This window comes from Allopseudospirillum japonicum, from assembly GCF_900108915.1.
In the GTDB taxonomy this organism is placed as follows: domain Bacteria; phylum Pseudomonadota; class Gammaproteobacteria; order Pseudomonadales; family Halomonadaceae; genus Pseudospirillum; species Pseudospirillum japonicum.
On record NZ_FNYH01000008.1, the window covers coordinates 112,947 to 131,853 of the forward strand.

Sequence of the window (18,907 nt, forward strand, 5' to 3'; positions counted from 1 at the left end):
CACCTAATGATAAATAAAGTGGCTTAAGAGTATGATAGAGTGTATGATTTTTGTATAGCTTTTGCATAAGAAATAAGCAAGCTAAGCAAAATAAAAATCAAACTTGACTTGGCAAAAAAATAACGTATAATTTTGCCTCACTTGTACGGAAGAGTGTCCGAGTGGTCGAAGGAGCACGCCTGGAAAGTGTGTATGTCGCAAGGCATCGAGGGTTCGAATCCCTCCTCTTCCGCCAGAATCAAAAAGAAAAGCCCTGATTAATCAGGGCTTTTTTTATGCCTAATGATAGACTTTAAATTGCATCTGGTAAGGATGATCTTCTGTACAGGGGCGCACTCGACTGTGAGCACTTGCCTTACCCTTAGGCCCTAAAGTGCCTATCGATAAGTATTTAGACCACAGCAAATTCTTGTGAATATCAAAAGCATAGAGTTTGACGCCGACAGCATCGCGTAAGGTGCGGCTCTCATTCTGGACTGTAATACTCAGGCGACAGCTATTATTGCCTGATGTGCGTCGAATCTCCAGATCGCTATAGCTAGTGTTGTGGTTTAATTTACCATAACTTTTTACAGCTTGGCTGGTAGGGCTAATGATTAATAAGAAACTAGCTAATATAAAATGTTGTACGCGCATAAAATATCCCTATTGTGGCTTCCTTCCTTTGTGGTCCTGAGTTGATGATAGGCACTCTTCCTTGAGTGCTTGTGTTGCGAGTAAATTTATAGCAGTTTTCTTAAAGTAAAGGCACCACGGATATCACCTTCATTAAAGTTACGTGCTTGATCTTGCGGATATAACTCATCCAACTTCTGTAAGACAGCGGGCTGAATCTGGCTATCGGCACCATGGCAACTTAAGCACATAGATTGCGTTGGAATGGCCTTCATATAGCGCAGGACTTGCTGACCTTCTTCCTCCACCACTTGACTGTATTCTAATTCAGCAATTGGGGTACCGGCCTGTTTTTGAGCTGCAAAATCTTGTAAGACTTGTTGTTCCCAAGCATCTGCGGCATTGTCTGGGTTGCGTACTTTTAAGCTAGTACGGGCAATTTCGAATCCTTGTGCTTGGCTGACTTCTTGTGCAATGGGGGCGGCTTTCTCACTACAAACGCCGATGCCAGCAGGTAAACCACCTTCACCAATGGCCGCTTTTAAGGTGCTTTGTAACTCAGTAGCAAAAATTTTAATGCCGGTTTTCATCTCAGCGACTTGAGCGCTGGCATCTGGTGTTTGCGAACTTGTGGTCTCTTGCGCCCAACTGGCTTGGGTGAGTGTTAAAAGGGTAAAGCAGCAGGCAAATAAAGGATTTAGTTTCACTGGGTGGCTCCTTATGATCAACATCAGCGCAGTAAAAATTGATAATCGTATGAATATTAGTTTTTTCTTATCTTGATGGCAACCTTCACGAGGCTGCAAGGTCTTGCTTGTGTCGTATTTGTTGCTCAAGTAACGCCCACACACAAACGAGCATTAAAGGATACATAAGTGCGCCACTGTGATGTGCGAGTAGGGTTTGCGATAAACCAAAATCAATAAAAGTGATGGGAATGAGGGATAAAGCTGTGGCCAGTGCACGCGTACTTGTACAAGAAGTATACAAATAAGGGAGTGCATAGAAAATAGGTAAGAGGTATAAAGCCAACAAAGTCAATAAACCAAACAGCCCGCGCTTGAGTGTGGCATCTAACAAGTCATTATGAACATGGTCAAAAGGTGCAATGACAGGGGTGACTTGTCCGGCAGTAATTAACGCTTGCTTTTCCTGCATATAATCCGTTTCTCCCCAGCCTAACCAAGGGCGCTGCGGAATCAAGTCAATTGCCAGTTGCCACATTTCAAAACGTGCCCCGAGGGAGGTGTTCACTTCAGCTTGTTGATAAAGTTGAATATCTTGCCAAGCGGCATGAATGCGGGTCGCAACCCCAGTTTGCGGAATTGCATAGATAAGTAAGGGGACAATACAGGCAGAGGCAAGCAAAATAAATTTTAGCCGACAACTTAGCCAGGGAGCATAAGCCCGCCAAAGTACCCAAGCCACGAAAGGTAGGCCAATCCAGCCACCTCGGCTGCCAGAAAGTAAAGAGGCTAATAAACCAGCACTGCCTGCTAACAAGGCGAACATCAGCAAATAGGTGCGCTGACGCCCTTGGCCTTGTAGCACCAAGCCAACGCCTGCAAGGCTTAAGATCCCTAATAAAAGACTTAAGTCCCCAAACTGAATGACATGGGTAAAGCCTTCGGCTCTGGGCATACCCAATCCCCATTTTTGCCAACTGGCGAGTAGGCCGGCAATCAGGGCACCGAACATCACCCCAAGCCACCAAAATAGAGGCGATAAACGGATACTTAACAGAAACCAAAACACAGGCAAGGCAAGTAAAAAACGACTGGCACCATCTAGCTCCCTAAGCTCGGTCAAGGTGGGTAAAAAGCTCAACCAATAGGCAAGCAAAGCCAACATCAAAGCGTGTATTTGCCAAGACAGGCTACTTAAAGCGCGGCGCTGGCGCACTAGGGTGATACTTGCGCATAATAAAAGTACGGCAGCAATGGAGTAACCCGAAGGCAAGGCAAGACACAAAGCGCCCAATAAAAAAACCGCAAGATTAGTATAGGTCTCCAACGAAGGCGTGAGGCCAAAAGGGATCTTCACAGCATCTCCTCTTACAAGATGGGCGCGAGCGAATCACCTCGGCCGATTGCATAATAACGTAAGCCAGCGGCTTGCATGGCAAGCGGATCATATAAATTACGTCCATCAATGACCAATTTAGACGCAAGATGTTGCGCGAGCCAAGAAGCGGATACTTGACGAAATTCCTGCCACTCTGTGCAAATAAGTAAGGCATCGGCTCCCATCAGAGTTTGCTGTATACTTGTGCATAAGTCCAAGTCTGGACGCGTGCCATAAATCCGTGCGCATTCTGCTTGGGCCTGTGGATCATAAACTTGGACATGTGCGCCAGCTTGCCATAAAGCCTCTAAAAGCACACGGCTTGGTGCTTCGCGCATATCATCTGTCTCTGGTTTAAAGGCTAAACCCCAGACAGCCAAGGTACATCCTGCTAAAGATGTTCGTCCTTGCGTTTTTGCCAGTGCATCTTGCAGCTTCTCGAACATACGTTGCTTTTGTTGATGGTTGACTTGTTCTACCGCATCTAATAAATGTGCACGATACCCCACCTGTTCTGCCATGTGTGCTAAAGCTTGTACATCTTTAGGGAAACAGGAACCGCCATAACCACAACCTGCCTGAATAAAATGCGGGCCAATACGTGGGTCTGAGCCAATCCCAAGGCGTATTTGCTCAATATCCGCGCCCATGCGCTCAGCTAGATTGGCTATCTCATTGATAAAACTAATTTTAGTGGCGAGCATGGCATTGGCAGCGTATTTGCTAAGTTCTGCCGCACGGACCTGCATAAAAATCAGTTTTTGTGGCTGATCTTGTAAGAAAGGTGCATAACATTGGCTCATCAGTTCGCGAACGCGTGCGCTTTCTGTACCGACGATAATGCGCGCACCTTGGGTAAAATCTGCTATGGCAGCCCCTTCTTTAAGAAATTCAGGATTCGAACACACATCAAAATCTAAGTTGACTTGGCGTTGACTGAGTGTTGCCTGAATGCAGGCTTGTACTTTCTCCGCAGTGCCTACAGGCACAGTCGATTTATTAATGATCAATTTGTAATCTTGCATGTGCTCGCCTAAAGTGCGTGCGACTGCCAATACATAATTTAAATCCGCGCTACCATCTTCATCTGCAGGCGTACCTACTGCAATAAATTGCAACAGACTCGCAGACACGCCCCAAGCAGCGTCTGTGGTAAAGTGCAAACGTCCGGCGGCAAGATTGCGCTGAACTAAGTCGGCCAAGCCAGGTTCATAAATCGGGATGTGCCCTTGTTGCAAGGCTTGAATTTTTGCAGCATCGACATCAATACAAATCACCTCATGGCCTGCATCGGCCAAGCAGGTCCCTGTGACTAAGCCCACATAACCGGTGCCAAAAACACTAATACGCATATTGATCCTCTTGCCGCTATTGCCCTTTATTTTTTTATTCAAAACTCAGGGAGATTGTTCATGTTGACTCAACCAAGGTTAAGCAAAAAATGGGTGTGGATACCCTTGTTGTTGACCAGCTTAAGTTTACCCGCGTGGGCGCAACCTGTACGCGAACTTTATGTGAGCGCAGATTCTGAAGTGGAAGTCCGTCCAGATCAACTCCAGATGCGTGCGGAAATCTTTGCTGAAGGCGCTGATCTTGCCGCAACCCGCGAGCAAGTGGAAGAGCGTATGCGTACTTTATTACAGGCATTGCAAAATTTGGGGATTGATGCCAATAAGATGCAAGCGGGGAGTATCCAAGTGGTGCCCAAAATGCATTGGCAAGACAAGCAGCCACCAAAACGTATTGGTAGCCGTGTAAGCCGTGAATTGCGTTTGCATCTAGAAGACTTAAGCCTTTACCCGCAAGTCTTAGAAGCGTTATTTGCCGCTAAGGTAGATCATCTTGGGCAAGTGAGCTTTAGCTATAGCAAGGCTGAGCAGTTGGAACAGCAAGCATTAACCCAAGCCTTACAGAAAGCACAGGCAAAAGCGCAACTGATGGCGCAAGCACTCAATGTGCGTTTGGGTGAGGTGATGACAGTGCGCGAAAGCCGTGCGCCCCAGATGCAACCTGTAATGTATCGGATGGCTGCCCCTATGGCAGATATGGAAGCGGCTGGTGGCCGTCATAAGGCGCTTCCTCAATACGAAGCGGGGGAAATTAAAGTCAGTGCTGCAGTAGATCTGGTATTTCGTTTACAAGAGGTAAAAACCAGTGAGTGATGCGCGTGATCAGCGCCATAAACGCGCGATGCAAAAACGCAAGGCCTTGGTCGATGCCAAGGTAGCCGCTGCTACGGAAGATCGTGGTCAATTATTGATCTTAACCGGCAATGGTAAAGGTAAAACTACCTCCGCTTGGGGGAGTGTCGCCCGTGCTTTAGGGTATGATTATCCCGTAGGTGTTGTGCAGTTTATCAAAGGCACTTGGGAGTGTGGTGAACGCAACTTGCTGGCAACGCACACACTTTTAAGTGTGCATACGATGGGCACAGGTTTTACTTGGGAAACCCAAGATCGTGCGCTTGATCAAGCTGCATGTGATGCGGCTTGGGCAGTGGCAAAGACTTGGCTGTCAGATCCAAAGTATTATTTAGTAGTGCTCGATGAGCTAACTTACATGCTCAAGTTTGGATATCTTGCTATTGAAGAAGTCGAGCAAGCTTTAGTTGAGCGGCCGCGTGAGCAAAGTGTCATTATTACCGGACGCGCAGCCCATCGGCGCTTGTGTGAGCTGGCAGATACGGTGACTGAAATGCAAGCAGTACGCCATGCTTTTGATGCATGCATTCAAGCACGGCGCGGTTTAGATTGGTAATTTCGATTAAAATATTGACCTCCCCTTGTTGAAGGGGAGGGTGTGATTGAGTGGACAAATAGGGGGTTTACTAAGTAGACGAGCAAGGATCAACCGTTTCGCGAAAATCTTCGTCTTTAAGCGCAGGGACTTCCTTAACTGCATAGTTTTTATCTAGGCGATGTAATGCGTGGCACATACTGTTAAGGCGTTCATCCACTGCATGCATATGGTCGAGCATGGCATGGATAGAACGTGCTACAGGATCAGGCATTTCTTCACTAATACCATAGGCATCAAAGCCAAACTTTTCCTGCATGGATTTACGCTTGTCTGGATCAACGCTCAAATCTTCGCTCGGCATATCAGGTTCGGCACGTTTGACAATGCGTCCTGGAATACCAACAATGGTTGCACCTGCCGGTACTTCGCGAGTGACAACTGCGTTAGAGCCAACTTTTGCACCTTGACCAACGGTAAAAGGCCCTAAGATTTTGGCACCAGCGCCGACAATCACCCCGTTTTCTAGGGTCGGGTGGCGTTTACCTTTATTCCAGCTAGTACCGCCTAAAGTGACGCCATGATACAAGGTAACATCATCACCAATCTCCGCCGTTTCCCCGATAACAACGCCCATACCATGGTCAATAAAAAAGCGACGGCCAATTTTGGCTCCAGGGTGAATTTCAATGCCTGTCAGCCAGCGTGCTAGGGTAGATAGCCAGCGTGCAAACCATTTCCAGCCTTGTTGCCATAACCAATGGCTAACTCGATGAATCAGTAAGGCATGTAAACCTGGGTAAGTGGTGAGGACTTCAAATGTAGTGCGTGCAGCAGGATCGCGAGCGAAAACGCTAGCAATATCTTCGCGTAGACGAGTAAACATGAGGCATCAACCTTTAAAATTCGGGTGCAGAAGATCTCTTCGCCTTATCTTGGCTGTGAGCTTAGAATATGGGGGCTTATTTTGCTTTTTCTGTGCGCAAGCGCGCACATTTTTGCGTCGCCGTTTGGATGCCACGAAGAATATTCACTTCGGTACAATCTGGGCGCGCACGCAAATAAAGACGCCTCAAGCGCGTCATCAGTTGGCGGGGCATTTGCGGGTCGTGAAACTCGATATCGATGAGGGTTTGCTCAAGGTGCGCAAAAAAACCTTCTAGGGCTTCGCCACTAGCAAGAGGAGCATCCCAAGATGTACCCCAAGGGTGAGCAAGATTGTCTTGATTGGTCTTTTCTATACAGGCCATGCGGAGTTCATAAGCTAAGACTTGTACAGCAGCGGCAAGATTTAACGAGCTAAAATCGGCTTGTGTCGGGATATGTACATGCGCATGGCAGCAGCTGAGCTCTTCATTGGTTAACCCACGGTCCTCGCGGCCGAAAACAAGGGCAACTTGGGAGGTTTCTTGCTGCTGTAGGGTGTCTCTGACAGCCTGTGCCATTTGACGCGGATTAATCAGAGGCCAAGGTAAATGCCGTGAACGTGCACTAGTCCCTAGCACAAAGTGAGTGTCTGCTAAAGCGGTTTTGAGATCAGGGGCATGTAAAGCGTTTTGTAAAATATCATCTGCACCTGAAGCACGTTGGGTTGCTTCAATATCAGGAAAACGCTTAGGGTTGACTAAGGTTAAATGCTTTAACCCCATGTTTTTCATCGCGCGCGCAACCCCGCCGATATTGCCGGGATGACTCGTTTCTACTAGCACAATACGAACAGCATCAAGTTGCAGTTGAGGGCGAGACATGCGCGCGTCTTCCTGTATCGAGCAACTTTAGATAGCCAAAGTTGCTGGGAAAAAATTACGCTTTTAAGCGTTGCACTAAGGATTTAAAGGCTTTTGGACTGGCAGCAATCAGTTGAGTTTCTACTTTAGGTGCACCTTGTAAATTACCTACAAGTGCGCCAGCTTCTTTTAATAATAAAGCGCCAGGTTCTAAATCTTCATCCTCAATTCCTAAAATACACACAGCATCCAGCTGACCACAGGCGACCGCTGCAATGTCAATCAAATTGCAGCCACTATTAATATGGGCACCTAAGTCTGGGCCTAAGCCTTGTAATACGCGGATATATTCGCCTAGGTATTGGCTACGCCAGCTTGCATTGGGCAAAGGCAAAGCGATACGGGCTTGTTCTAACGTCCAATGCTGAGGAACACGACCACGCTTACCATTGGCTTGCATCCCATAACCACGGCTGGCTGTGTATTCATCCCCAGTAATCGGGTTGATCACAACTGTGTGTTCCGCACGTCCTTGCTTTAATAGGGTGATACTTAAAGCACAAGTATTTAGACCGTGCGCGAAATTATCCATGCCATGCTCCGCGCATAAACGCCATACAGGCGCTTCTGGTTTGCTCGCATGTTTCACAAAATGCCCTTGGATGCCATATTCTGGATAAGCACGTTGTAGCTGGCGTGCAATTAAGGTTTCGGCACGTTCACTAATACGCGTTAATACCTGTGCTAATGAAGCTTGATCATGGGTTGGATCTAAGCGTTCACGCATTTGCAGAAAAGGCTCTACGGCCTCGCGGGCAGCACGGAGCGCCAACTGGATAATAGGTTGCATGGATGATTTCGCCTGCGTCAGGAATCAAGGATGTTAAAGAACAGTCAAGAGGGCACAATTATAGCAAGGCTAAGGGGGAAAATATAGAGAGTCCTTAACGAGATGGTGCCCAAGCCCTCAAAGTAAAAAACGCAAGCCGACAGCGACAAGAAGGAGCGCAAAAATTTGCTTAAGACGTGTGCTTGGGAGCCTATGTGCTAAATGCGCACCCATGCGTGCAAAGGGGACACTCATCAGCACAATCCCAGCAAACGCAGGCCAGTAAACAAAGCCTGTCGCACCCGCAGGTAAAGCCTCTAACCCCCAGCCTGTGTATATGTTGACTAAGGCACCCACTATAGCAATGGGTAAACCACAGGCGGCAGATGTGGCCACAGCTTGATGCATAGGCGCATTACACCAAGTTAAAAAGGGTACGGATAAAGAGCCACCACCAATGCCAAAAATAGCAGAGGCCCAGCCAATCAGGCCGCCGACGCCTGTTAAGCCAGTTTGTTTGGGGATTTGTCTGCTTGGCTTAGGTTTAAGTCCTAGCCCCATTTGTAGGGCAACTATGAGAGCAAAAACCCCAATAATTTTTTGTAATGCCCACCCAGAAAGTAAGCTAGCGGTCATAACACCCAAAGCAGAGCCAAACACAATGCCTAAGGCTAAAGGCTGAAACCAATCCCAACGAACCGCCCCTTTATCTTGGTGTGCTTTCACCGAGCTGAGCGAAGTGACTACAATGGTCGCCAAAGAAGTACCTACAGCAAGATGCGTGAGGATATTGACATCCATACCTTGGGCGGTAAAAGTAAAAACTAAGGTGGGTACAATAATTAAGCCACCGCCAATACCAAATAATCCGGCAAGTGTGCCGGCCGCTGCACCGAGAAATAAGTAAGTTGTTAATGTCATCAACATAAATTAGGGGTCCATAGAAGAGCAGGAAAGGGACTCAGTATGCAAATAAGCCAGCCATTTGGCGACCATTTGCCGCAACTGCGTTGGACGATAAGGTTTCCCAAGATAATCATTCATGCCAGCAGCAAAAAAGGTATCCCTATCTTGTTCCAGTGCATTGGCGGTTAACGCAATGATAGGAATACGGCGATTATGACCATGCAAGCTCGCGCGCCAACGTCGTGTCGTCTCAATTCCATCAATTTCGGGCATAAAAATATCCATGAGTACCAGATCAAAATCCGTATGTTTGGCACAATGAAGTGCTTGGTAGCCATCATGCACTACGCTGACCTGATAACCAGATTTTTCCAAGATTGCCCGAGCTAACATAGTGTTCACTGGACCATCATCCACCACTAAGATATGTGCATCCTGCACTTGAGTCTGGCTAGCCTCGATTGGTTGACAAGGCAAACATACACTAAACACAGATCCTTGGCCGATCCGGCTTTTGACCTGAATATCCCCGCCCATTTGTTCGATTAAATGCTTACTTAACGTCAAACCAATACCAGCACCACCGTGTTCACGCCCGTATCCCATTTCTAATTGAGAGAAAGGTCGAAACAGATGATTAGTATCTAACGCATGAATCCCAACGCCTGTATCACTGACAGCAAAACGCAACCATAATTGATTGTTATGGTTGGCTTTTGGATGAGCGGGACCTTCGATTAAATCAACGTTTAAATGTACATGGCCTTGGCGAGTAAATTTAATTGCATTACTCATTAAATGGTTTAAAACTTGCTTTAATCGGTATTCATCTGCAAGCAGATATTGCGGAATGCGTGTATCTATATCTGCTTTAATTTGTAATGCTTTGGCTTGTGCTTGGCTTTCAAATTGAGCTAGTACATCCTGTACTAAAGATTCTGGCTGAAAAGGAATAGGCTTGATTGAGGTTGTGCCCTGCTCTAAATCAGAAAGTTGGCCGACATCTTCAATAATAGCAAGTAACTGATTAGAAGATTCCAAAATAGCATCAATAAAGCCTAGATGCTGCGCATTAAAGGGATGCTCTTGCGTTTCACCGGCTTCTTTAAGTAACTCGGCAAGTCCAATCACTGTATTTAAGGGCGCTCTGGCTTCATTACTGACTGCAGCAATAAACCCTGATTTAATTTGTGATGCTTCACGTACGCGTTGTGAGTTAACACTTAAACGGGTTTGTTTTTCTACAATAGAGGACATATCTAAGCAAATACCTAAAAAAAGTGCAGCTTCTTGTGTCTTATCCTCTATTTGTGGCTGCATATGCAAGGGAACTAAATATAATAAAAAGTTCGTGCCTTGGCTTTGATCTCTTGTGACTTGTAATAAACGGGTTTCTGGGTATAAGGGCAAGGCTTGCTGACGAAACAACTCATAGATTTTTTCTTTTGTTTTTGGCTGTTGAATCCCAAGCCCTAGATGATTTTCCCAAGCGTGATTAAAATATAAAACCTCATGTGTTGATGTGATTAAAACACAAGGCTGATGGCTACGTTGAAACCAGAGCTCACAAAGACGTTGGCACCAAATATAAAACTCTTGTTGATGATATTCATTAAAGCAAACCCCTTGTGCAGAGCAAGCGCGGTTTAATACTTTTTGTAATTGAATAAACTCTTGTGTATTTGTTAGTGCTTCGATATCCAAGCTAAAAGGATTGGTTTTTATTTGCGGTAATTTTCCTTTATCATCGGGTGTGCTTTGATGATTTTTACTCAGTTTATTATGCGTGAGATAGAGAGAGGCCAGTGCTTCCGTAAATAAATAAGCTGTCCGTTTTGTTCTTTGCCACATTAAAATAATGAGAATCAGCCATAAGCTAATGCTGACACCTGCAACGGCTACGAGAATACGTTGATGCTCGTGGGATAAAGTATAAGTTTCTAAATACAAGGTTGGCTCAGGGACCACGAGCATAAATTTCCAGTTTGTCTCCGTGACCGAAGCCCAGGCCACCACACTTGTCTGCTGCAAATCAACATGGAGCAACCCAGAGGGGTCTTGACGCATAGGTAAAGTTAAACTAGCAAAATCTGGACGCTGAAATAAATTGAAGGTTTCAGGTTTAAATTGATTGCCTAGCTGAGAGCTTGGCGTTTTAGGGTAGGTATGTTCGGTTAACTCTTTAACTCCCCAATCTTGTTCTGCTTGTGGCGGCATCGCAAGGACCATACCTTCAGCATCAAGTAGCATGGCATAGGCACCGTCCCAAGGCAGCTCAATTTGTTGTAACTGGCTGACAAATGCCTGCACGGTAATATCCATACCCACAACAGCAGTTAGGGTATTGCCTAGATAAACAGGGGCTACATTGGAGAGCATCCAGCCGCGCCCAGCAGGATCTAAGTAAACAGGCGTCCATACTGGAGTACGTCTTGGATTGTGTTCTTCATCTGCGCTGTAAAAAAAAGCGTGATCACGTACATCTGTATGTGGAGGATATTGTTTAAGTACTTGAATAAAAGGGTAAATCACATGCTCAGTACGAGCTGTGTTAATATAAACTTGTTGAATAAGAGATTCGGTGCGGTAGAGGTCAGTCATTAAGCTTTGTAAGCTCAACAAGCGTGCGGCAGTGAGGCGATCTTTTTGTGGATCTCTTGGATATAGAGCAGAAAAAAATAATGCCGCGCCACCATCGTTAAAAGCTTTATGTAACACACCCTCATCTGTAACTTGTAACTCCGCATCCGTTGGATTGGGTGCTGGATGAATTAAAGCGCGTTGTGTTTGACTTGCGAACAGCTGTCCACGACGCGCAATGGCATCGAGACGGATATTTAAGCCACGCGCTTGTTGCTGGACGAACTCTAATAGGTGCTTTTCTGTGCTAGCAATGAGCACCTGCTGGGAGGCACGTGCTTCCAGCAGGGTATAAGCAGCAAAGCCTATCCCGAAAATAATCGCAATAGCAAAAAGTGGCAACAAAACAAAGCGTTGCTGTAATTTCCACCACCACAGAGTTAAAGGTGGTGCGGATTGTTGATCTTCATCCATTAGGCTCAAGTAACACCAAAATCCCTTGTTCTTGCCAATAGGCGGATTGCATTAACAATATCTAGTAAGTGTGCTTGGCACAGAACGCCTAGGCAACTTCCCTTACTAGCCTACCGCTGTAGGCAATAAAACGACGAATAAACGAGGAGTTGACCTCAATATGTGCCTAGCACTTTTAGCGTGGCAGGCTTCATCTGCCTATCCTCTTGTACTTGCAGCAAACCGTGACGAAGTCTATCAGCGCCCAAGTGCCCAGCTGGCTCCTTGGCAGCAAGCAAGTAAGATGCCAGACTGGCCTCAACCTCTGTGTCCCTTATTTGGCGGCCGTGATTTACAAGCTCAGGGTGCTTGGCAGCTTGCAGATACCCAAGGCCGTTGGGGGATTTTAACCAACTATCGACATCCAGATGAACGCCTAAAGACCTATGCAGTCTCACGAGGTCACATTCTACCCTTTTGGGTTGGTCAAGCGATAGAGGCAAGGGACTTTAATCAGTGGTTACAAAGACATGCCTCAGAATTTGCTGGATTTAATTTACTTTGGGGTGACCGCCAGCAGGCATTTTGGTTTAGCAATCGTGCGGCATCTACGCAAGTGCATCCTTTAGATCCAGGGGTGTATGTGCTTTCTAATGCCCTATTAGATACACCTTGGCCTAAAGTACAGCGTTTGCATACTCTCGCTTTGCCTTTGTTGGCAAAATTATTACTCAATCAAGCACCGAATCCAGCGGCTTGGTGGCAACTGTTAAACGACCGTCGTCGCCCTGCAGATCAGGCTTTGCCCGATACACAGGTGGGTTTAGTTTGGGAACGCCATCTTTCTAGTATCTTTGTCCATGCAGGGATGCCCTCCAATTTAGACGAAACAGTCACGACCTATGGAACTCGAGCTTCTAGTTTGTTTTGGCACACGCAAGCGCAAGGCTATTTTGCAGAGCGTACTTATGATGTCAATGCACAGATTGAAGCAGAAAAAATACTCGCTTGGCATTTGCGGGCGTGAATACCTACCCAGTTGTTCGTGAACAACTAAAAAGTGAATTGCTGCTAGCCAAGTGACTGCTTGCGACCTAAGCCATAGGAAAGCGTGCGTCATAGGACGGCGAGCAGTCAAGGTTTCTATGCTCTTTTAAGGTGTTGATAACCTTTGTAAATGTTGGCTTAACGATGCCGCATCAAACTCACCTTGTAAACGCCATGCGCTTGCCTCCTTTTGATTATAGAAAAAGAGTAAGCTGGGCGGGCCAAATAACCCCCATTGGTCCATCAGGGCTTGTTGATCTGGTGTATTATCAGTGACATCCCAGCGAATCAGCTGCATTTGTTGCAAATGCGCTTGTACTCTAGGATCAGGGAACACTTGATCTTCGATGATTTTGCAAGACACACACCAATCAGCATACAAATCAACTAGAACCCAAGTATTTGCTGGGGCTTGTGCAAGGGCTGCTTGCACTTGGGCACTGGTATAGGCGGGTATCAAATCAATCTCCTTGGATTGTTGTATAGATGGACCTGTTTGACTAGTTAAAAAACCGAGGGGACGTGTGACTTGGGTATGCCCTGCCCAAGCACCAATTAATAAAGCGCAGGCGTATAAAAAGAGCCAAACACCAAGGATGCGTCGGATCAGCGCGCGACTGCTTAGACCGATAGCGAGCGCTCCAGCCAAGGCTAAAGAGCCCCACAGCCATAAGTGCCATTGCGGTGCGAGCCAGCGTGTTACTAACCAAACGGCCATAGCTAACAATAACCAAGCGAAGACGTATTTAATATCCTGCATCCAAGCACCTGCTTTGGGGAGGAAATGTTGGCCAAAAACAGCAACCAAGATTAAAGGAATCCCCATACCTAGCCCCAAACTGAATAAAGCTAAGCCACCTAAAAGGGCATCTTGCGTGCTGGAGATATAGACGAGAGCGCCCGCGAGAGGTGCAGATAAACAAGGTGAAACCACTAAGGTGGATAAAGTGCCCATAACTGCTGCACCTGAAAGGCTACCCCCTTGAGTTTTTTGCGACCACGCACTGAATTTATCTTGTAAATATCTAGGTAGGCTTAGATCGTAGTAACCAAACATAGCACCGGCAAAAATCACAAAAAGTAAAGCAGCAGCTGAAAGTACCCCAGGTGATTGCAAATGCGCTTGTAGGTTTAAAGATGCGCCAAAGATCCCCATAATGCTTCCTAAGAGAGCATAAGTAAATGCCATGGCCAATACGTAAGCGAGCGCTAAGCTAAAAGCGCGTGCACGTGTTAAAGAGGTACTTTTATCTTGTGCCCCCAAAATCAAGGTCGACATAATTGGTAACATAGGCAACACACAAGGCGTGAAAGTCAAACCTAAGCCTGCTAACGCGAATAAAATCAGCACAGACCCTAAGGAAGCTTGTGCAAGATGTTGGCTAAAAGTCTGTTGTTCGCTAGCGGGTGGCGTGGGCACTTGGGCTTGGCTTTGTGGCCCTAATAAAGTCGTCGGGTCGCTGTTTTGCGGTACATCTTGCGCACTTGTACTGGCAAGCGGGGCTTGAGCATCCGCAATATTTTTTTGTGCCTCCGCAGCAGAAACTGTGACTAATTTAGGCTGATGTGCGCCAGTAAGCCAAGCTTGCACTTGTGTATGATCAAGCGTGAGACTGACTTGTTGATGTTGTGGCGGGTAACATAAGCCTGCATCAGCACAACCCTGATAAGTGACTTTCGCGGTTAGGGTTAAAGGCGCTTGGGTGAGGCGAGGTTGAGGTTCGATTGGCTGGACTGGCACACTCAGTTCATCATAAAAAACATAGACTTCACCAAGAAACTCATCCTTTTTGTATTGACCTTCAGGCAGGCTGGCGATGGCCAATTCAAACTCAGTATCTGGTGTTTGTGTCAGCTGAATTTTATGTCGATACAAGTAATATCCAGGGGCCAATTTCCAGTATAAATGGACTTTTTGTGTACTGGGGACAAAAACAAAATCCAGTTGGAAGGCTTGCTCTGGAGGTAAAAATTCGCTATTTGCGGCCTGTTTATCGGCAAAGAGCTGCATAATAGGCGAATCCGTATTGAATAAACTCGCTTGGCTAGGCAGGCTAATAAGACAGCCAATGAGGAATAAGCAAACCCTCAAGAAAGGAAGGCTTGTTTGGTATGTAAGGGATGTTGACACAGGTAACTCCCGTGAATGAAAAAAATTCACAATCCTAAGCCCTGTATCAGGGCTCAACGTTTGAACATGGAGCAGTGACTATGCAAAAACTTGCTAAGTTCACCCAAAAGTTATTAGAAACGAGCCGTACACACTTACAACCTATTGAGGGGCGTCTTCCTTGGGGAAAAATAGCAGTTGGTGCGGGTACCTTGTATTTGACCTGTGCTGTGCTCGTCGGTTTTTATTGGAGCCAAGAACCTGATCCTTTTGATGTCCAAGAACATGCAAGTGACTATGCTCGAGCACAACAACAAAGTTTAGTGACAGGCAGCATCACCACAGCCACTGTGATTAAATTAGGGGAGACCTTATTAGAAAAGCCGGGCGGTTATTTGAGTAATGACCGTTTCCCCCCTGGGCTATGGTTAGATAATATACCCAGTTGGGAGTTTGGTGTCTTGGTACAGATTCGTGATATGTCACGGGCATTACGCCGTGATATGAGCCGCTCCCAATCGCAATCAAGTGAAGACAAAGATTTGGCTAAAGCAGAGCCACAATTCTTCTTTGATAGTAATTCGTGGATTTTACCTTCCACAGAAAGCGAATACCGCCGTGGATTGCAGGTACTCCGCAGCTATTTGTATCGCTTAGCAGATCAGCAACAAGCCGATGGCCAATTTTATGCACGTGCAGATAACTTGGTGCGTTGGTTATCTGATGTGGAAAGCCGTTTGGGGAGTTTGTCACAGCGTCTTTCTGCCAGCGTTGGTAAAGATCAGTTAAACTTAGCCCTTGCAGGCGATACCACAGCAACGCAAAGCACAGCCGCACCAAGTGATCAGAGAGTGAAAACACCTTGGACGCAAATTGATAATATCTTTTATGAAACGCGTGGGAGTGCGTGGGCTTTAATTCAATTATTACGTGCGGTAGAAATTGACTTTCGTAAGGTGTTGGAAGATAAAAACGCGCTGGTGAGTTTGCGTCAAATCATTCGTGAACTAGAAAGCACCCAGCAAGCTTTATGGAGCCCGATGATTTTTAACGGTAGTGGCTTTGGTATTTTTGCAAATCACTCTTTGGTGATGGCTTCTTATATCTCGCGTGCCAATGCCGCCATTATTGATTTACGTGAGTTGCTCGCCAAAGGATAATACGATGGATTTTGGGTACTAGCAATCTCAATAAGGCTTGTCATTATTTTTATGAAAAATATTTTACCACCTTCGACCTCTGTTTCGATTGTGCTTGGTGTTGTGATTGCGCTGGGCGTCTTATGGGGGTTACCTCCTAAGCCTGCTAGTACCCAATCAGCTGCTTTTCAAGAGGTTGCTGTACCTGTGCAAACGCGCCTTCAAGGTATGGAAACTGGACCTGTATCCTATGCGCAAGCCGTGCAAGAGGCGGCGCCTGCCGTCGTGAATATTTACACGACAAAAATCATTGAAGAACAAGTCCATCCTATTTTAAATGATCCATTTTTTCGTCAATGGTTTGGGTATCATTCAGAACCACGTCGCCAACAAAGGTTGCAATCAAGCTTGGGATCTGGGGTGATTGTCAGCCATGAGGGTTATATCCTCACCAATCATCATGTGATTCAAGATGCTGACGAAATCCGTGTCGCTTTACGTGATGGGCGCGAAACTTTTGCGCATATTGTGGGTGTCGATCCAGATACAGATTTAGCTGTCCTTAAAGTGGATCTACAAAGGCTGCCTGTGATTCGCATCAGTGCCTCCGATCAAATCCAAGTGGGGGATGTTGTCTTGGCTATTGGTAATCCTTTTGGTGTTGGGCAAACAGTGACCCAAGGGATTATTAGTGCGACTGGGCGCAATAGTTTAGGTATTAATACGTTTGAGGATTTTATTCAAACTGATGCGGCCATTAATCCAGGGAATTCAGGTGGCGCTTTAATTAATGCTTATGGCGAACTGGTCGGCATTAATACAGCCATTTTCTCGCGTTCAGGGGGGTCACAAGGGATTGGTTTTGCTGTGCCTTCTAACTTAGCAAGGCGCACGATGAGCGATATTATTCGTTATGGTTATGTCGTTCGTGGCTGGTTAGGTATTGAAGTACAGGATATGAACGCTCATCTATGGCGCTTATTTAAAATACCACCACAAGAAGGCGGGATTTTGGTGACGGCTATTGTGCCCGAAGGGCCAGCCCATCAAGCAGGTCTCTTACCGGGAGATATTTTGCTACAGCTCAACGGACAAAACATCGAAAATGCCCGTGAGCTGATGAATCTGATTGCAGGTACGGCGCCGACAACCCAAGTGAAACTTAAAGTATTACGCAACCAAGCCTACTATCAAGCACAAGCACAGATTGCCGAGCGGCCACATAGCCCCCAAGAAGTGCAACTGCACCCGGAAAAGCAGTGACTAGTATTTTTGTGGATCAGCAAGATAACCACGCAGAGAGTTTGGTAGGGCTTCATCAATAATGACATCAATGAAATAGCCGACATAATCTAAAGGGTTATCCAACTTTAAGTTGACGACACGGTTATTTTCAGTTCGCCCAGATGCTTGTCCAGGATCTTTCGGGGATAAACCTGTGACTAGGATGCGTTGCTTGGTACCCACCATCCGACGACTAATTTGCATCGCTTGATGGTTGATTTGTTGTTGCAGCACTTGTAGGCGCTGTTTTTTTACGGCCTCTGGTGTGTCATCGGCCATTTCTGCGGCAGGCGTACCAGGGCGAGCGCTGTAAATAAAGGAGAAGGAATGATCAAAACCCAAGGTGGTGATCAAATCGAGCGTTTGTTGGAAGTCTTCTTCTGTTTCTCCAGGAAAGCCAATAATAAAATCAGAAGAAAAACTAATATCTGGACGCAAAGCGCGAATTTTATGCATTTTAGCCAGATATTCCTCACGGGTGTGACCACGTTTCATCGCCTCAAGAATACGATCTGAACCGGATTGCACAGGTAAATGTAAGTGGCTAACAAGCTCTGGAATCTCTGCATAAGCTTGAACCAAGGATTCAGAAAACTCGACCGGATGTGAAGTGGTAAAACGGATACGGTCAATGCCATCAATGGCAGCCACAAAGCTAATGAGCTCAGCAAGATCTACCTCCTCACCTGCAGCATTATGGCCACGATAGGCGTTCACATTTTGCCCTAGCAGGTTGACTTCACGCACCCCTTGCTCCGCCAAGTGGACAACTTCTGCAATCACATCTTCGAACGGACGCGAGACTTCTTCGCCTCGGGTATAGGGAACCACGCAGAAAGTACAATATTTAGAACAGCCTTCCATAATGGATACAAAAGCGCTGGCCCCTTCTACCTTGGGCGCAGGGAGGCGGTCGAACTTTTCGATTTCTGGAAACGTAACATCCACCATGGGAATCTGCTGACGGCGGCTTGCATCGATCATTTCAGGCACACGGTGTAAGGTCTGAGGGCCAAAGATGACATCCACAAAAGGGGCACGTTTACGGATATTCTCGCCTTCTTGGCTGGCGACACAGCCTCCCACGCCAATCACTAAATTTGGATTTGCCGCTTTGAGTTGTTTCCAGCGCCCCAACTGATGAAAGACCTTTTCTTGTGCTTTTTCACGAATGGAGCAGGTGTTTAGCAAAATCACGTCGGCTTCATCTTCACGATCTGTGATTTCAAGCGCGTGTGACTCGCCTAAAAGGTCAGCCATGCGTGCCGAGTCATACTCATTCATTTGGCAGCCGTGTGTTTTGATAAACAATTTCTTTGCCATGAAAATATCCAATCACCAAGAAAGTTAAGGTAAATAAGCGGGCGTAAGGCCCACTAACAAAAATGCAGGGTATCAAAGGCGCTATTGTAGCAAA

Annotated in this window: 16 protein-coding genes and 1 tRNA gene; 6 read left to right on the forward strand and 11 right to left on the reverse strand. The window is 46.4% G+C overall.

All coding sequences use genetic code 11. From position 1 onward, the window contains the following. Nucleotides 1–147: 147 nt before the first annotated feature. Nucleotides 148–235 (forward strand) — tRNA-Ser (locus tag BMX05_RS08680). Between the two features lie 44 nt (nt 236–279). Here the strand turns inward: BMX05_RS08680 and BMX05_RS08685 are convergent. The 4 genes from BMX05_RS08685 to BMX05_RS08700 all read right to left on the reverse strand — a co-directional run bounded on the left by BMX05_RS08685 (nt 280) and on the right by BMX05_RS08700 (nt 4,031). Further along, nucleotides 280–636 carry a hypothetical protein gene (locus BMX05_RS08685; protein ID WP_093310294.1) on the reverse strand — a complete coding sequence of 119 codons (357 nt, stop codon included), beginning with the start codon at nt 634–636 and terminating at the stop codon, nt 280–282. Nucleotides 637–722: 86 nt separating this feature from the next. Further along, a complete protein-coding gene (locus BMX05_RS08690; RefSeq protein WP_177166851.1) occupies nt 723–1,322 on the reverse strand; it encodes a Tll0287-like domain-containing protein in 600 nt (199 codons plus the stop codon). An 85-nt stretch (nt 1,323–1,407) separates the two neighbouring features. Further along, on the reverse strand, nt 1,408–2,658 hold the full coding sequence (locus tag BMX05_RS08695; RefSeq protein WP_093310301.1) for an O-antigen ligase family protein: 1,251 nt from the start codon (nt 2,656–2,658) through the stop codon (nt 1,408–1,410). An 11-nt stretch (nt 2,659–2,669) separates the two neighbouring features. Beyond that, complete coding sequence (locus BMX05_RS08700) at nt 2,670–4,031, reverse strand: UDP-glucose dehydrogenase family protein (protein WP_093310304.1); 1,362 nt, start codon at nt 4,029–4,031, stop codon at nt 2,670–2,672. 60 nt (nt 4,032–4,091) lie between these two features. Here BMX05_RS08700 and BMX05_RS08705 point away from each other — a divergent pair, with 60 nt between their 5' ends. Together BMX05_RS08705 and cobO are read left to right on the forward strand one after the other, a co-directional pair. Then, nucleotides 4,092–4,841, forward strand: a complete 750-nt coding sequence (locus tag BMX05_RS08705) for an SIMPL domain-containing protein (RefSeq protein ID WP_093310308.1) — start codon at nt 4,092–4,094, stop codon at nt 4,839–4,841. Beyond that, entirely contained in the window at nt 4,834–5,436 is a 603-nt protein-coding gene (gene cobO / locus BMX05_RS08710; RefSeq protein WP_093310312.1) for a cob(I)yrinic acid a,c-diamide adenosyltransferase, read from the forward strand. Before BMX05_RS08705 ends, cobO begins: the two co-directional genes overlap by 8 nt. A gap of 70 nt (nt 5,437–5,506) precedes the next feature. On the opposite strand, the gene cysE is transcribed toward cobO, so the two are convergent. The 5 genes from cysE to BMX05_RS08735 all read right to left on the reverse strand — a co-directional run bounded on the left by cysE (nt 5,507) and on the right by BMX05_RS08735 (nt 11,931). Then, the gene (cysE, locus tag BMX05_RS08715) at nt 5,507–6,301 is read right to left on the reverse strand and encodes a serine O-acetyltransferase (RefSeq protein ID WP_093310315.1); all 795 of its coding nucleotides are present in this window, start codon (nt 6,299–6,301) and stop codon (nt 5,507–5,509) included. A gap of 76 nt (nt 6,302–6,377) precedes the next feature. Beyond that, nucleotides 6,378–7,163 (reverse strand): RNA methyltransferase, encoded by a 786-nt coding sequence (locus BMX05_RS08720; protein ID WP_093310319.1) that lies wholly within the window; start codon nt 7,161–7,163, stop codon nt 6,378–6,380. 55 nt (nt 7,164–7,218) lie between these two features. Then, nucleotides 7,219–7,992 carry an inositol monophosphatase family protein gene (locus BMX05_RS08725; protein ID WP_093310322.1) on the reverse strand — a complete coding sequence of 258 codons (774 nt, stop codon included), beginning with the start codon at nt 7,990–7,992 and terminating at the stop codon, nt 7,219–7,221. 117 nt (nt 7,993–8,109) lie between these two features. Further along, nucleotides 8,110–8,898, reverse strand: coding sequence for a sulfite exporter TauE/SafE family protein (locus tag BMX05_RS08730; protein WP_245710618.1), 789 nt, complete (start codon nt 8,896–8,898; stop codon nt 8,110–8,112). 3 nt (nt 8,899–8,901) lie between these two features. Further along, nucleotides 8,902–11,931: a response regulator gene (locus BMX05_RS08735; RefSeq protein ID WP_093310326.1), complete on the reverse strand. Its 3,030-nt coding sequence runs from the start codon at nt 11,929–11,931 to the stop codon at nt 8,902–8,904. Between the two features lie 160 nt (nt 11,932–12,091). Between BMX05_RS08735 and BMX05_RS08740 the strand changes: the two genes are divergently transcribed. Then, nucleotides 12,092–12,937: an NRDE family protein gene (locus BMX05_RS08740; protein WP_093310332.1), complete on the forward strand. Its 846-nt coding sequence runs from the start codon at nt 12,092–12,094 to the stop codon at nt 12,935–12,937. A 126-nt stretch (nt 12,938–13,063) separates the two neighbouring features. Here the strand turns inward: BMX05_RS08740 and dsbD are convergent, their stop codons facing one another. Further along, complete coding sequence (dsbD, locus tag BMX05_RS08745) at nt 13,064–14,968, reverse strand: protein-disulfide reductase DsbD (protein ID WP_093310334.1); 1,905 nt, start codon at nt 14,966–14,968, stop codon at nt 13,064–13,066. 200 nt (nt 14,969–15,168) lie between these two features. Between dsbD and BMX05_RS08750 the strand changes: the two genes are divergently transcribed. Then, entirely contained in the window at nt 15,169–16,227 is a 1,059-nt protein-coding gene (locus tag BMX05_RS08750) for a DUF2333 family protein (protein ID WP_093310337.1), read from the forward strand. A 51-nt stretch (nt 16,228–16,278) separates the two neighbouring features. Next, on the forward strand, nt 16,279–17,469 hold the full coding sequence (locus tag BMX05_RS08755) for a trypsin-like peptidase domain-containing protein (protein WP_093310341.1): 1,191 nt from the start codon (nt 16,279–16,281) through the stop codon (nt 17,467–17,469). Here BMX05_RS08755 and miaB read toward each other — a convergent pair whose 3' ends face one another. Continuing rightward, nucleotides 17,470–18,813, reverse strand: a complete 1,344-nt coding sequence (gene miaB, locus BMX05_RS08760) for a tRNA (N6-isopentenyl adenosine(37)-C2)-methylthiotransferase MiaB (protein ID WP_093310343.1) — start codon at nt 18,811–18,813, stop codon at nt 17,470–17,472. Nucleotides 18,814–18,907 lie beyond the last annotated feature (94 nt).

Bases quoted from the DNA above. Each gene is read 5' to 3' on its own strand.
- BMX05_RS08685 (WP_093310294.1), bottom strand. From the start codon at position 636: ATGCGCGTACAACATTTTATATTAGCTAGTTTCTTATTAATCATTAGC.
- BMX05_RS08700 (WP_093310304.1), bottom strand. From the start codon at position 4,031: ATGCGTATTAGTGTTTTTGGCACCGGTTATGTGGGCTTAGTCACAGGG.
- BMX05_RS08705 (WP_093310308.1), top strand. From the start codon at position 4,092: ATGTTGACTCAACCAAGGTTAAGCAAAAAATGGGTGTGGATACCCTTG.
- cysE (WP_093310315.1), bottom strand. From the start codon at position 6,301: ATGTTTACTCGTCTACGCGAAGATATTGCTAGCGTTTTCGCTCGCGAT.
- BMX05_RS08720 (WP_093310319.1), bottom strand. From the start codon at position 7,163: ATGTCTCGCCCTCAACTGCAACTTGATGCTGTTCGTATTGTGCTAGTA.
- BMX05_RS08725 (WP_093310322.1), bottom strand. From the start codon at position 7,992: ATGCAACCTATTATCCAGTTGGCGCTCCGTGCTGCCCGCGAGGCCGTA.
- BMX05_RS08730 (WP_245710618.1), bottom strand. From the start codon at position 8,898: ATGTTGATGACATTAACAACTTACTTATTTCTCGGTGCAGCGGCCGGC.
- BMX05_RS08735 (WP_093310326.1), bottom strand. From the start codon at position 11,931: ATGGATGAAGATCAACAATCCGCACCACCTTTAACTCTGTGGTGGTGG.
- BMX05_RS08740 (WP_093310332.1), top strand. From the start codon at position 12,092: ATGTGCCTAGCACTTTTAGCGTGGCAGGCTTCATCTGCCTATCCTCTT.
- dsbD (WP_093310334.1), bottom strand. From the start codon at position 14,968: ATGCAGCTCTTTGCCGATAAACAGGCCGCAAATAGCGAATTTTTACCT.
- BMX05_RS08750 (WP_093310337.1), top strand. From the start codon at position 15,169: ATGCAAAAACTTGCTAAGTTCACCCAAAAGTTATTAGAAACGAGCCGT.
- BMX05_RS08755 (WP_093310341.1), top strand. From the start codon at position 16,279: ATGAAAAATATTTTACCACCTTCGACCTCTGTTTCGATTGTGCTTGGT.
- miaB (WP_093310343.1), bottom strand. From the start codon at position 18,813: ATGGCAAAGAAATTGTTTATCAAAACACACGGCTGCCAAATGAATGAG.